The following is an 11,908-nucleotide window of genomic DNA, read 5'->3' as shown; positions in this document are numbered from 1 at the left end:
TCCGCGGTCGGCCGGCGCACAGCAGGGGAACACGTCCGGCGCGGTCATGATGTGCCGATGGCGACGCGGGGGGTCCGGCGGACCGTGTGGGGAGTCGCTGGGGTCGTGGTCGCCGCGCTGGTCGCGGCGGCCGCGTTCGTCGTGACCAGCGACCCCCGTCGGGACATCGACCTCGGCGCCTGGGTGGAGCCCGGGGACAGCTGGGCGCGGACCGCCATGCCGAACGCCCGGTGGGCGACGGACGAGCTGTGCGGCGGCGACCTCCCGTGCCGGCAGGCGGTCCGGTCGGACACGCTCACGATGTACCGGTTCGCGGACCGGGACGACGCCATCGCCGTGGCCCGCCGCTTCGCCGGGGAGGCCTACCTGTCCGGCTGGATCGTCGTCCGGTTCGAGCCGGGGGCGCTGACGAGAGCGCAGCGCAGTGAGTTCGCCGCCGCCCTCGACTGCCTGCACGTGGGCACCACCGAGGACGGGGTCGAGTGCTGAGCGCGGCCGGCGGAGACTCGCGGGCATGGCCCCTCGACGCTGCCCCTGCGGGACCGGCCTGCCCTACGCCGAGTGCTGCGGCCGGCTGCACGACGGCACCGCGACGGCGGCGACCGCCGAGCAGCTGATGCGCTCGCGGTACAGCGCCTTCGCCGTGGGCGACCCGGCATACCTGCTCGCCACCTGGCACCCCTCGACGCGCCCGCCGTCGCTGGAGCTCGACCCGACCGTGCGCTGGACCGGCCTCGACGTGCTCGCCACCAGCGACGGCGGGTTGCTCGCCGCGGAGGGCACGGTGGAGTTCCGGGCCTGGTACCGGCACGAGGGCGAGACGGGCAGCCAGCACGAGGTCAGCCGCTTCCTCCGTGAGGACGGTGCCTGGCGCTACCTCGACGGACGGTGAGGTCCTCGGGAGCCCTCCCGCGCGCCGGCAGCCGGCAGCCGGCAGCGGACCGTGCCCGGGGGTGGGCGTCGGTCGGCTGCCGGCCGGGGTGTGGTCGTGGGTGCGGGGTCAGGCGGCGCTGGCCAGGGGTGGCCCGGTGCGGCCCGGGCCGGTGCGGATCTCGGTGCCGTCGGGTCGCCAGGTGCGCCATCGCCCGTCGGGTCGTCGCTCGACCCGGGAGCCGTGGTGGACCTTGGTGTGGTGCCGCTCGCACAGCAGCGCGGCGTTGGCCAGGTCGGTCGCTCCGCCGTCGACCCAGGCCAGCACATGGTGGACGTCGCACCACCAGGTCGGCGCCGAACAGCCGGCGAACACGCAGCCGCCGTCGCGCAGCTCCGCGGCGCGGCGCACGTGGGCGGGGAACAGCCGCACCGTGCGGCCGTGCTCCAGCGGCACCCCGTCCGGGCCCAGCACGATCCGAGTGACCTGCCCGTCGCAGGCCAGCCAGCGGGCCCGCGCCGCGGAGATGGCCGCCCCAAAGCCGGTCTTGGCCGCGCCGCGGCCGGTGGCCGGGTCGACCAGGTCCTCGATGCCGAGCGTCACGATGACCTGCGGCTTGTGCCCGCGCAGCGTCGGCAGGGTGCCGGCGGCCAGCTGGTTGTCGCACAGCTGCACCAGCGCGTCGGCCAGCCGCTGCGCTCGTGTGCGCTCATCGGCGGCACAGCGGCCGGCCTGGACGAGGGACTCCAGCGCCGCCTGCAGCCTCTCCCCGCCCACGGTGTCGAGGTCGAAGCGGCCGCTGACCGACCTGTCCGCGTGCTTCGCGATGACGAGCCGGCGGCCCTCAGTCGGATCGGGCTCCGGGCCGTCAGTATCGAGCCGGTCCAGGTAGTGGGCCACCGCCTTCGCCACGTCGGCACACGGAGCCGCAACCGCCACGCCGGTCAGCAGCGCGTCGACCACGGCCAGCTCCACCTCCTGCGCCGCCGCCCGGGTCAGGGGCTCGGGCTCGGCCACCCGGCGATGGCCGCCACCTGCTCACCGGTCACCTGCCCGGCGGCGAAGGCGGCGGCCATCGCCGGCAGGTGCGCCAGCGCGCGGCCGGGGCGCACCACCCGCGCCGCCTCCGCGGCCGACAGGTGCCCGTGCCCGCGCAGCCAGGGGCCCATGGTCTTGAGCCCGTCGACCTCCGCGGCACCTGACACCTCACACGCGCGCACCGTGCGGGCGACCTCGGCGGCGAGCCGGTTCTGCGCCACCAACAGCGGCCGCAGCCGCTCCAGCAGCGCCGGGCCGAACAACGGTGCCAGGTCCTCGGCGGCCAAGGCGTCGAGGGAGGCGAACAGCTCGTCCACGACACCTCCCGCCGGATCGATCACGCGTTCGAATCCTAGCGCGCCGAGGACGCGGCCTCACGATGAATCCGCAGGTCAATAGCTCGTCCACAGATACGACACGCGCCTTGACAGCCGAGGCTCGCGCTGTCCGCTGACACGTCGTCGGCGGCGTGGCGGGCGTGTGTCAGCGCCGACGGCCGTGGGCAGGAGTCGGGCGACACCTGATCGCGCACTCCGAGAGGACCCCCATGAGCGCCGAGGACACCCGCAAGGTCGCCGAGCTGATCAAGGGGCAGAAGTTCGGCTTCCTCACCACCACCACGCCCGAGGGCAAGCTGACCAGCCGTCCCATGGCGCTGCAGGAGGTGGAGTTCGACGGCGACCTGTGGTTCTTCGCCGAGCAGAGCGCCGAGTGGCTGACCCACATCTCGCGCTCGCCGCAGGTCAACGTCGGCGTGGGCTCGGGCGGCACCTGGGTCTCCCTCACCGGTGAGGCCGTCGTCGTCGCCGACGTCGCCAAGAAGAAGGAGCTGTGGAACAGCGGCGTCGAGGCCTGGCTGCCGCAGGGCCCGGAGGACCCGTCGGTCGTGCTGGTCAAGGTCGACGGCGACTCCGCCGAGTACTGGGACAGCCCCGGCAACCGGCTGGCGACCGCGTACAGCTTCGTGAAGGCCAAGGTCACCGGCGACCAGCCCGACACGGGTGAGAAGAAGGTCGTCGACCTCTGACAGCCGGCTCCCAGCCGGTCCGCACCGGGCCTCCAGCCGGCCGCGCCACCGTGGACGGCGTCCCCTCGGAGGTGCCCGCTGCTCACCATCGCCGTCCTGCTCGCCTTCCTCGCCACGCTGACCGTGGCCGACCTGCTGCCGTCCGACCGCGCGGCCCTGGTCGTGCTGCCCCGCTAGCGCGGCGGCGCGGCGAGCAGCGCCCGCGCCGCGCGCCGCCCCTCGAGCACCGCCTCGAGCACGGTGCGCGGCGCGACGACGTCCCCGGCGGCCGGCACCCCCGGGGGGACGTCGCCCGGCAGGCCGGGGCCCGCGTCGACGACGACGGCGCACGGCACGGTGCGCTCCTCCCCCGTCCAGCGGTCGGCCAGCACCGCGACCCCGCCGCCGGCCGAGCGCAGCCGGGACGACGTCTCCCGCCGCACCCCCGCCCGCGCCAGCCGGGCGCCGGCCGGCGCCAGGTCGCCGCCGAGCCGCTCGCCGACCACCGCGTCCGGGGTCACCAGCGTGACCTCGCGGCCCGCCGCGGCGAGCAGCTCGGCCACCCCCACGCCGACCGGCCCGCCGACCGGGTCGTGCACCACCACCGGGCCGGGCGGCAGCTCCGCGCCGGCCAGCACGTCGGCGGCGCTCCCACCCGGGGGCCGGTGAGCGCCCGTCGCGACGACGTCCCCGCCCTCCGCGGTCGTCCCCAGCTCGACCCGCACCCCCAGCCGCGCCACCTCCCCGGCCAGCCAGTCGGCGAGGTCGGCGAAGCGCGCCCGCCCGGGCAGCGCGGCGACCAGCCGCAGCGCCCCACCGAGCCGGCCGGTGCGCTCCACCAGCCGGACCTCGGCGCCCGCGGACGCGAGCACCCGCGCGGCCTCCAGCCCGGCCGGCCCGCCGCCGACGACCGTCACCCGCCGGCCGGCGCCGGCGGCGAGGGCGCCCTCGTCGGACGGGTCGGCGACGCAGCTGACCAGCGGGTTGCGGACGTCGCGCACCTGGCAGGCCTGGTTGCACAGGGTGCAGGGCCGCACCCGGACGCCGGCCCGCGCCCGGCGCACCAGCTCGGCGTCGGCGATCTGCGCGCGGGTCATCTCCACGGCGTCGGCGACCCCGTCGTCCAGCGCTCGCTGCGCGGCGGCGACGTCCACGACCGAGCCCTGGAGCACGACCGGCGTCCCGCCGGCGGCCGCCCGCACGGAGCGGGTGAGGTCGGTGTTGAACCCGGGCGCGGTGTGCCCGTCGGGCCGGTACGCCGAGGGCGCCGGCCCGCTGCCGCGCACGACGACGAGCAGGTCGACCAGCGGCGCGAGCTCACGGACGTGCCCGACAGCCAGGTCGGGCGTGATCCCGGCCCAGGGCGCCTCCTCGTCGCAGGAGAGGCGCAGCGCGAGCGCCCGCCCGGGGCCCAGCTCCGCGCGGACGGCGGCGAGCACCTCGCGCAGCAGCCGCAGCCGGTCGGCGCCGTACCCGTCGGCCCGGTGGTTGGTCAGGCCGGAGGCGAACTGCCGCAGCAGCGAGCGCGGGCCGGCGTCGACCTCCACGCCGTCCACACCGGCGCCGACCGCGATCCGGGCGCCCGCCGCGGAGCCCGCGACCAGCGCGTCGATCTCCGGCTGCTCCATCGCCACCGGCACCTCGCGGGTGACGACGTCGGGCACCGCGGACGGCGCCCACAGCGCGGTCTGCGCGTGCCCGGAGCTGCCCTGCGCGCCGGTGTGCCCGAGCGAGGCGAGCACCAGCGCGCCGTGCGGGCGGCAGGCGGCGACGACGTCCGCCCAGCCCGGGCCACAGTCGGCGGCCAGCGGCGCCCGCTCGTAGGGCCAGTCGCTCCCGTGCACCGACGCGGTCTCGGTGACCACGACGCCGCAGCCGCCCGCGGCCCGGCGGGCGTAGTAGGCGACGTGCCGCTCCGAGAGCGCCCGCCCGCGGCCCAGGTTGGTCTCGTGCGGGCCGAACAGCACCCGGGAGGGCGCCGTCCGGCCCGCCAGGACCAGCGGGTCGAGCAGTCCCGTCAGCGCAGCTCGAGCCCGGCCAGCGGCGACTCGTCGCACATCTTGGCCGGAGCCACCCTCGGGATCGACGGCATGCCGAGCAGGGTCGGCTGGCCGCGGACCGGGCCCTTGTGCGAGTGGTCGAGGTGGCTGCGCGGCGTGACCAGGTCGGCGTCGCGGGCGGCCAGGGCCGACTCGCCGTACCCCTGCACGCACTCGGGGTCGGGTCCGTCCAACGGCAGGCCGGTGAAGAACTTGGCCGCCATGCAGCCGCCCCGGCAGGCGTCGAAGTGCGCGCACCTGGTGCAGGCGCCACCGGTCTGGGGGCTGCGCAGGTCCTGGAACAGGTCCGACTGCTGCCAGACCCGCTGGAAGCCGCCCCCGTCGCGCACGTTGCCGGCGAGGAACTGCTCGTGGATGGCGAACGGGCAGGCGTAGACGTCGCCCACCGGGTCGATCAGGCAGACCACGCGACCGGCGCCGCACAGGTTCAGGCCGGGCAGGGCCTCGCCGTAGGCCGACAGGTGGAAGAACGAGTCGCCGGTGAGCACCTCCTCGCCGTTGGCCAGGAGCCAGGAGTAGAGCTCGCGCTGCTGGGCCTGCGTGGGGTGCAGCTCGTCCCAGACGTCGGCGCCGCGGCCCGACGGGCGCAGCCGGGTGATGCGCAGCTGGGCGCCGTAGCGGTCGGTGAGCGCCCTGAACTCGTCGAGCTGGGAGACGTTCTCCCGGGTGACGACGACGGAGACCTTGAAGTCCTTCATCCCCGCCTCGGCCAGGTTCTCCAGCGCGCGGACGGCGGTGGCGTACGAGCCGGTGCCGCGGACCCGGTCGTTGACCTCGGCGGTCGCGCCGTCGAGGGAGATCTGGACGTCGACGTAGTCGGTGCGGGCCAGCTGCTCGGCGCGGGCCCGGTCGAGCTTGACGCCGTTGGTGGAGAACTTGACGCCGACGTCGTGGCCGATGGCGTAGTCCAGCAGGTGCCAGAAGTCCGGCCGGACGGTCGGCTCGCCGCCGCCGACGTTGACGTAGAACACCTGCATCCGATGCAGCTCGTCGATCACCGCCTCGGCCTCGGCGGTGGACAGCTCACGCGGGTCCCGCCGTCCCGACGAGGACAGGCAGTGCGCGCACGCCAGGTTGCAGGCGTACGTGAGCTCCCAGGTCAGGCAGATCGGCGCGTCCAGCCCGTACTCGAACTGGTCGATCAGGCGCCCGCCGGTGGGGCGTTCGCCGGCGGGACGGGACGGCAGGACAGCAGTCATGCGGAGGGCTCCCGGCGTTCGATCATCTGCGAGCGGGCGAGGTCCGCCAGCGCCTTCAGGTACGCCGGGCGCTGGGCCTCGGGCACCTCGCAGGCGGCCAGCGTGGCCGAGGCGGTGGGGTGGTCGGCGAGGGTCTCCACGACCCGGACCAGCGTCTTCGACTTCAGGAAGGAGAGCTTCCGGTTCCCGAAGTGGTAGACCAGCGCGCCGAAGGGCTCCGGGCGCAGGGCCACGGAACGGGCCCGCCGCCAGGGCAACGACGGGTCGAAGTCAGCGATGGGGGCGGGCGCGGCGGCGACCGAGCCCGGGAGGAGGGCGGCGCCGGCCTCGCGCACCTGCTCGGCCGGCGCCGCGACGGGGGTGTCGATCAGTACACCCCGCACATGCCGTCGATCGAGACCTCCTCGACGAGGGACTCCTCGACCAGGGCCTCCTCGACCGCGGGGGCCGCCTCCCGGCTGCTCACGGCCTGCGTGTCGTCGTTCTCGGGCACGGCGCCTCCTGTGATCTGGATTACGGGGTGGCGGGGACGTTAGTGACACCGAGTGCCACCGGCAACACCGGTCTGTCGCCGCGGCGCGCCGTCCCCCGCGTGTCCGTGACGCAAGATGGGGCCGTGACCGAGGCGCCCGCGGACGTGCGCGGCGACACCCGCGCCCGCGTCCAGCAGGCGGCCCTGGAGCTGTTCACGCGGACCGGCTTCGAGCAGGTCACCGCCGACGAGATCGCCGACGCCGCGGGGATCAGCCGGCGCACGTTCTTCCGCTGCTTCGCCACCAAGGCCGACGCGGTCTGGGGCGAGTTCGAGGCGCACGTCGCCCGGCTGGAGGCACTCCTGGCGGCCACCCGCGACGACCAGCCGGTGCTCGCCTCGATCTGCGCGGCCTACGTCGAGGTGAACGACTACGCCGCCGAGGACCTGCCGACCCTGCGACAGCGGATGGCGCTCATCCTCGGCGAGCCGGCGCTGCAGGCCCACTCGCAGGTCCGCTACGCCGACGTCGACCGGGTGGTCGCCGAGCACGTCGCCCGCCGCACCGGCCAGTCCCCGGGAGCACTGCTCCCCCGGCTGGTCGCGACCACCACCCGCGCGGCCGCGACGACCGCGTTCGAGGTCTGGCTGGCCGACGGGACGACGACGCTGGCCGCCGCCCTGCACGCGGCCTTCGACCAGCTGGCCCTGGGCTTCCCCGGCCTGCGCACGCCGACCGGTTGACACCCTCCCGGCCATCTCCGCGGACATGGCCGCGGACATGGCCGCGACGGCGTCCTTCCCCTGCCCGGTCGGGCAGGTGCACCTCACCGGGCGGGCCGACCTGCTCCTCCGGACGGCCGGTTCCTCCCGTCCGCCCCTGCCGCGAGGGGGAACGCCGCTCATACCGTCCGCGCCGACGGCTCCCCGCAGGCAGGCAGGAAGGACCCCGCCATGAAGGTCGAAGAACTCCTCAAGCCCTTCCCGATCAAGGAGTTCCACCCGTTCCCGCGGGCCCTGATGGGCCCCGGCGCGCACGAGATCATCGGCCCGGAGGCCCTCAAGCTGGGCTTCAAGCGGACGCTGATCATGACGTCGGGCCTGCGCGGCACGGACGTCGTCCACAAGATCGCCGAGTCGATGAAGTACCACGGCCTCGATGTCGTGGTCTACGACAAGGTCGAGTCGAACCCCAAGGACTACAACGTCATGGACGCCGTGGCGCTGTACCAGGAGAACGAGTGCGACAGCTTCGTCTCCATCGGCGGCGGCTCCAGCCACGACGCCTGCAAGGGCGCGCGGATCTCGGTGGCCCACGACGGCCGCAGCGTCAACGAGTTCGAGGGCTTCAACCAGTCGGAGAACCCGAGGAACCCGCCGCACATCGCCGTCTCCACCACGGCCGGCACCGGCTCGGAGACCAGCTGGGCCTACGTCATCACCGACACCACGACCGACCCGGACAACCCGCACAAGTACGTGGCGTTCGACGACACCTCGGTGACGACGCTGGCGATCGACGACCCGGTCCTCTACTACGACTGCCCGATCGACTACACCGCGCAGTGCGGCTTCGACGTCCTGGCGCACGCCAGCGAGCCCTACGTCTCCCGGCTGAACTTCCAGCCCTCCCTGGGCAACGCGCTGTACGCCATCAAGCTCACCTCGGAGCACCTGCGCCAGGCGGTGTGGAACGGCCAGGACCTCGCCGGCCGCGAGGGGATGATGTACGCGCAGTACATCGCCGCCCAGGCGTTCAACTCCGGCGGCCTCGGCATCATCCACTCGATCAGCCACGCGGTGAGCGCCTTCTACGACACCCACCACGGCCTGAACAACGCCATCGCGCTGCCCCGCGTGTGGGCGTTCAACATGCCCACCCAGTACCAGCGCTTCGCCGACATCGCCGAGGCCATGGGGGTCGACACCCACGGCATGACCGCCCCCCAGGCCGCCGACGCGGCGCTGGCCGCCGCGATCCGACTGCTGCGCGACGTCGGCATCCCGGAGAAGTTCACCGACGTCACCCAGGACAGCTACTCGAAGAACCGGCTGGGCCAGGGCCCGACCAAGTTCTACGAGAACGCCTCGGTGATCAAGGGCGACGACACCGACGTCGACCGCATCACCAACCACGTCCTCGGCGACGCCTGCACCCCGGGCAACGCCAAGGAGTGCACGTTCGAGACCGTCCGCCCGGTGGTCGAGCACTGCATGAACGGCGACCTGGACGACCTCCTCAGCTGATCCGACCCCGGTGGGGCGGGGTGCGCCGCCTGCTCACCCCGCCCCACCCTCCCGACGAGGAGCCCGTGACCGAGCTCGCGAGGTCACCCGGAGACACAGCACCCCTGGGCGCGCGGACGACGAGCGCCAGCGAGGAGAACCCGTGACCGAGCTCGCGAGGTCACCCGGAGACACAGCACCCCTGGGCGCGCGGACGACGAGCGCCAGCGAGGAGAACGCGTGACCGTCCAGCCCGTGCCCGCCGACGCCGTCCCCACCTCCGACTTCACCTCCCCCGACGACGTCGCCCGCGCCTTCGCCGAGCACGGCTACATCGCCGACCGGCGGCTGGCGACGACGACCTTCGTGATGTCCCGCCTGGCCAAGCCGCTGCTGCTGGAGGGCCCGGCCGGCGTCGGCAAGACCGAGCTGGCCAAGACGCTGGCCGCCGCCACCGGGCGCAGGCTGCTGCGCCTGCAGTGCTACGAGGGGCAGGACGAGACCAAGGCCCTCTACGAGTGGGACTACGGCAAGCAGCTGCTCTACACGCAGATCCTGCGGGACAAGGCGGCCGAGCTGCTGGAGGACACCTCCACCCTGGCGGACGCCGTCGACCGGATCGCCGGCGCGGACAGCGCGTTCTTCAACGAGCGATTCCTCGCCCCGCGCCCGCTGCTGGAGGCGGTCCGCTCCGAGGAGCCGGTCGTTCTGCTGGTCGACGAGGTCGACCGCGCCGACGAGGCCCTGGAGGCGGTGCTGCTGGAGATGCTCGCGGAGTACCAGGTGTCGGTGCCCGAGATCGGCACGTTCGTCGCCAAGGCGCCGCCCTACGTCGTCCTGACCTCGAACAACACCCGCGACCTCTCGGCAGCGCTCAAGCGCCGCTGCCTGCACCTGTTCCTCGAGTACCCCGACGCCGACCGCGAGCTGGAGATCCTGCGCTCGAAGCAGACCGGCCTGGACGACGCGGCGGCGCAGCGGCTGGTCGAGATCGTCCGCGGGCTGCGCGGCCTAGACCTGCGCAAGGCCCCGAGCATCTCCGAGACGATCGACTGGGCCCGCACCCTCGCCGTCCTGGGCGTGAGCGAGCTGGACGCCGGGGTGCTCGGCGACACCGTCTCCGTCGTCGCCAAGTACGAGCGCGACGTGCAGCGCTCCCGCGAGGCGCTGCCCCGGCTGGTCGACCCGAACGCGACGGTGCCCGAGTCCCTGGGGCACGGGCACGACCACGCGCACGGGCATCCCCACTCGCACGGGGCGCACACCCACGGCGGGCACTCCCATGACCACGACCACGACCACGAGGACGACGGCCGCCGGGCGCGCGCGGCGAAGGACCGGCCGGGCCGGCACGACGAGAACTACTACGGCCAGCAGGCGCCGACCGAGTCCGGGACGCCGGCTCCCCCGCGCCAGGTCCGCGCCGGCCAGGGTGCCCGCTCGTTCGCCCCCAACCGCGGGGGCGGCACGCGACGGCGGCCGGTCTGAGGTGGAGGGGGCCCTGCACCGTTTCGTCCGGCTGCTGCGACTGCGCGGGATGCGGATCTCGACGGCGGAGGCGATCGACGCCTTCGACGCCGCGGCCGCGGTCGGGGTGAGCGACCGGCTCGCGCTGGAGGCCGCGCTCGGCGCGGCGCTGCTCAAGGACCGCCGGGACGCCGAGGTCTTCGCCGACACCTTCGCCCGCTTCTTCGGCCTGCGGGCGGTGGTCGACGCGGACGAGGGGCACGGGCACGCCCACGACGACCTGGCCGACACCGGCGAGCTGCAGCGGATGACCTGGTCGCCGGACCCCGCCGCCGACGTGCAGGAGGGGCACAGCCACGGCAAGCCGGTCGACATCAAGGAGTTCTTCAAGCCCGAGGACCTCGCGGCGCAGTACAACCTGCACCAGGAGGCCAACAAGGTCGACCTGGCCTCCCTGACCCAGCAGATCGTGCTGTCCTCGGAGAGCCGCGGCGGGCCGGCGGACGACGCTCAGAAGGTGCAGCTGGAGGTGTCGCGGCTGCACGACCCCGGCCTGCCCGGCGACCTGGTGCGCGGCGGGGGCACCCAGCTGGACCTGGAGCTGTCGGTGGCCCAGCAGCAGGCGCTGCGGGACTGGCTGGCCGACCCGGTCGGCGACCTGGACCCCGAGGTGGCCGAGGCGCTGCGGCGCCAGCTCGCCGGCGTCATCGAGGACCTCCCCGAGCTGCTCGCCGCGCACCTGCAGAAGCTCGCCGAGATGACCGACGTCGCCGTCGAGGAGCGCGAGCTGGCCCGCGCGCCGGTGGAGAAGGTGACCGAGGCCGAGCGGGCGCGGATCGAGGAGTCGCTGCGCCGGCTGGCCACCTCGCTGCACGGCGGTCTGACGCACAAGAAGCGGCAGTCCCCGCGCGGGCGGGTCGACGTCGCCCGCACGATGCGGCGCAACCTGCGCTACGACGGAGTCCCCTTCCGGCCCGTCACCACCCGGCTCGCCGAGGACAAGCCGCGGCTGGTCGTGGTCGCCGACGTCAGCCTGTCGGTGCGGACGACGGCGCGGTTCACGCTGCACGTCGTCCACGCGCTGCAGGACCTGTTCGCGCAGGTGCGCACCTTCGCGTTCGTGGACGACGTCGTCGAGATCACCGACCTGTTCGACGAGCACCCGCTGGAGCACGCCCTGGGCCTGGTCTTCGGCGGCGACGTCATCGACGTGGACGCCTCCAGCGACTACGGCGCGGTGTTCGCCACGCTCGCCGCCGACCACTCCGGCGCGTTCACCCGCCGCTCGACGCTGCTGGTGCTCGGCGACGGCCGGGGCAACGGCAACGCCCCCCGGCTGGACGTCTTCGCCGACCTGACCCGCCGGGTGCGCGAGACGATCTGGCTGACCCCGGAGCCGCGCTACTCGTGGGCGCTGGGCGGCTGCGACCTGCCGGCCTACGCGGAGAGCTGCGACCGGGTCGAGGTCATCCGCGACCACTCGGGGCTGGAGAGCTGGGCGACCGACGTCGTCACCCGCGCCTCCTCCCGCTGAGGAAGACCCCCTGCCCCCCGTCACTCGCAGGCTCG

At 74.4% G+C, this 11,908-nt stretch carries 13 protein-coding genes; 7 read left to right on the top strand and 6 right to left on the bottom strand.

Features of this window, described 5'->3' with window-relative positions; translation table 11 throughout:
* Window positions 1–57 precede the first annotated feature (57 nt).
* Complete coding sequence (locus tag BLS21_RS17790) at window positions 58–489, top strand: SPOR domain-containing protein (RefSeq protein WP_139177196.1); 432 nt, start codon at window positions 58–60, stop codon at window positions 487–489.
* A gap of 25 nt (window positions 490–514) precedes the next feature.
* Window positions 515–892, top strand: a complete 378-nt coding sequence (locus BLS21_RS17785) for a YchJ family protein (protein ID WP_091221528.1) — start codon at window positions 515–517, stop codon at window positions 890–892.
* Between the two features lie 108 nt (window positions 893–1,000).
* Here the strand turns inward: BLS21_RS17785 and BLS21_RS17780 are convergent, their stop codons facing one another.
* On the bottom strand, window positions 1,001–1,888 hold the full coding sequence (locus BLS21_RS17780; RefSeq protein WP_342705880.1) for an HNH endonuclease signature motif containing protein: 888 nt from the start codon (window positions 1,886–1,888) through the stop codon (window positions 1,001–1,003).
* Complete coding sequence (locus tag BLS21_RS26350) at window positions 1,867–2,250, bottom strand: DUF222 domain-containing protein (RefSeq protein WP_342705879.1); 384 nt, start codon at window positions 2,248–2,250, stop codon at window positions 1,867–1,869. The genes BLS21_RS17780 and BLS21_RS26350 overlap by 22 nt, the downstream gene beginning before the upstream one ends.
* A 206-nt stretch (window positions 2,251–2,456) precedes the next feature.
* Between BLS21_RS26350 and BLS21_RS17775 the strand changes: the two genes are divergently transcribed.
* The gene (locus BLS21_RS17775; RefSeq protein WP_091221525.1) at window positions 2,457–2,936 is read left to right on the top strand and encodes a pyridoxamine 5'-phosphate oxidase family protein; all 480 of its coding nucleotides are present in this window, start codon (window positions 2,457–2,459) and stop codon (window positions 2,934–2,936) included.
* Between the two features lie 173 nt (window positions 2,937–3,109).
* Here the strand turns inward: BLS21_RS17775 and BLS21_RS17770 are convergent, their stop codons facing one another.
* The 4 genes from BLS21_RS17770 to mftA are packed head-to-tail and all read right to left on the bottom strand — an operon-like array spanning window position 3,110 to window position 6,667.
* Window positions 3,110–4,972: a mycofactocin system FadH/OYE family oxidoreductase 1 gene (locus BLS21_RS17770; protein WP_245700529.1), complete on the bottom strand. Its 1,863-nt coding sequence runs from the start codon at window positions 4,970–4,972 to the stop codon at window positions 3,110–3,112.
* Complete coding sequence (gene mftC / locus BLS21_RS17765) at window positions 4,933–6,174, bottom strand: mycofactocin radical SAM maturase (RefSeq protein WP_091221523.1); 1,242 nt, start codon at window positions 6,172–6,174, stop codon at window positions 4,933–4,935. Before mftC ends, BLS21_RS17770 begins: the two co-directional genes overlap by 40 nt.
* Window positions 6,171–6,557, bottom strand: a complete 387-nt coding sequence (gene mftB, locus BLS21_RS17760) for a mycofactocin biosynthesis chaperone MftB (RefSeq protein WP_245700527.1) — start codon at window positions 6,555–6,557, stop codon at window positions 6,171–6,173. The genes mftC and mftB overlap by 4 nt, the downstream gene beginning before the upstream one ends.
* Window positions 6,542–6,667 carry a mycofactocin precursor MftA gene (gene mftA, locus BLS21_RS17755; protein WP_091221520.1) on the bottom strand — a complete coding sequence of 42 codons (126 nt, stop codon included), beginning with the start codon at window positions 6,665–6,667 and terminating at the stop codon, window positions 6,542–6,544. Before mftA ends, mftB begins: the two co-directional genes overlap by 16 nt.
* A gap of 123 nt (window positions 6,668–6,790) precedes the next feature.
* Between mftA and mftR the strand changes: the two genes are divergently transcribed.
* The 4 genes from mftR to BLS21_RS17735 all read left to right on the top strand — a co-directional run bounded on the left by mftR (window position 6,791) and on the right by BLS21_RS17735 (window position 11,873).
* Window positions 6,791–7,390: a mycofactocin system transcriptional regulator gene (gene mftR / locus BLS21_RS17750; RefSeq protein WP_091221519.1), complete on the top strand. Its 600-nt coding sequence runs from the start codon at window positions 6,791–6,793 to the stop codon at window positions 7,388–7,390.
* A 210-nt stretch (window positions 7,391–7,600) separates the two neighbouring features.
* Window positions 7,601–8,893: an NDMA-dependent methanol dehydrogenase gene (gene mdo, locus BLS21_RS17745; RefSeq protein WP_091221515.1), complete on the top strand. Its 1,293-nt coding sequence runs from the start codon at window positions 7,601–7,603 to the stop codon at window positions 8,891–8,893.
* Between the two features lie 219 nt (window positions 8,894–9,112).
* Window positions 9,113–10,360: an AAA family ATPase gene (locus BLS21_RS17740; protein WP_245700525.1), complete on the top strand. Its 1,248-nt coding sequence runs from the start codon at window positions 9,113–9,115 to the stop codon at window positions 10,358–10,360.
* Between the two features lies 1 nt (window position 10,361).
* Window positions 10,362–11,873: a VWA domain-containing protein gene (locus tag BLS21_RS17735; RefSeq protein WP_091221512.1), complete on the top strand. Its 1,512-nt coding sequence runs from the start codon at window positions 10,362–10,364 to the stop codon at window positions 11,871–11,873.
* Window positions 11,874–11,908: the final 35 nt, after the last annotated feature.

It is taken from the genome of Geodermatophilus siccatus (assembly GCF_900103785.1).
Classification (GTDB): Bacteria; Actinomycetota; Actinomycetes; order Mycobacteriales; family Geodermatophilaceae; genus Geodermatophilus; species Geodermatophilus siccatus.
Note: the sequence above shows the minus strand (reverse complement) of the source record. Positions and strands in the feature narration are given on the sequence as shown.